This window comes from Pseudoalteromonas sp. Z1A6 (assembly GCF_011378745.1).
GTDB lineage: Bacteria > Pseudomonadota > Gammaproteobacteria > Enterobacterales > Alteromonadaceae > Pseudoalteromonas > Pseudoalteromonas arctica.
This window is the reverse complement of the sequence record NZ_WTKW01000646.1, coordinates 1-980: the sequence shown is the minus strand read 5'-3', so window position 1 is coordinate 980 and position 980 is coordinate 1. Positions and strand designations below refer to the sequence as shown.

The window sequence follows — 980 nt, the reverse complement described above, 5'->3', positions numbered from 1 at the left end:
CTCAAAACCTCTGATTTTTAAAGTAATTAATTAAACTCCTTAAGAAAGTAAATTATAATCGCGGCTCGATTTTAATTAGGGAATTTCATGAAGAACATCATCGTTATTTTTTCATTATTGGCATTATTATGTACTGCCAGTTTTGATGCACACGCACGTAAAAAGTTTGGCAGTAGCAAACGTGGACAAACTCCTGCAACACAACAAACAGCACAAAAACAAAAAGCAGATACAACACCCCCAACAGCAGCACCTAAAGCCACATCAAATAAAAAAGGCATTATGGCTGGCGTTTTGGGTGGTCTTTTAGCGGGTGGCTTAATTGCAGCAATGTTAGGCGACGATTTTGAAGGTTTTCAGCTATTAGAAATGATTTTATTAGCTGGCGGACTATTTATTTTATTTAAGCTAGTAACAGGCTTTTTACGTGCTAATCGTGCCCCACAACTTGCAAATGCCAGTGCAGGTACAAGTGCTCAGCAAAATGCTTTTAAACAAGCACCTATCGAGCAACCAACAAGTACAGGCTTTGCTAACAGCGCCCCACAAGATGAAAGTGTCCCTTTTAATTTACCACCTAACTTTGACGTTAATGGCTTTTTGCAAGGTGCCCGTAGTCATTACCATACACTACAAACTGCATGGAATAATGCTGATTACACCACAATGGCTGAATACTTAAGCCCTGCACTTGTTGCCGAATTTAAAGCTGAGCGTGAAGCTATACAGAGTGTAGACACTGAAGTAATGTTTATTGATGCCGAACTTGTGCGTGCAGATACAAATGCGCAATCGTGGCAGGTTAGTGTTCGCTTTAAAGGTAAGTACCGTGATTTAGGCGATAAAAAAGAACAGCCTATTTTAGAAATTTGGCACTTAGAGCGTCTAATTTCAGACGATGCTCCATGGCTAATAGTGGGTGTTGAAGATTTAATTGATACTCAATAAGCTTTTATTATTTTAAACACCGCGCTTTTTAG

General features: G+C 39.1%; 1 protein-coding gene. It reads left to right on the top strand.

The annotated features are described in order from the left end of the window. Nucleotides 1-87: 87 nt before the first annotated feature. A complete protein-coding gene (locus GQR46_RS20105) occupies nucleotides 88-948 on the top strand; it encodes a TIM44-like domain-containing protein (RefSeq protein ID WP_165729171.1) in 861 nt (286 codons plus the stop codon). Nucleotides 949-980: the final 32 nt, after the last annotated feature.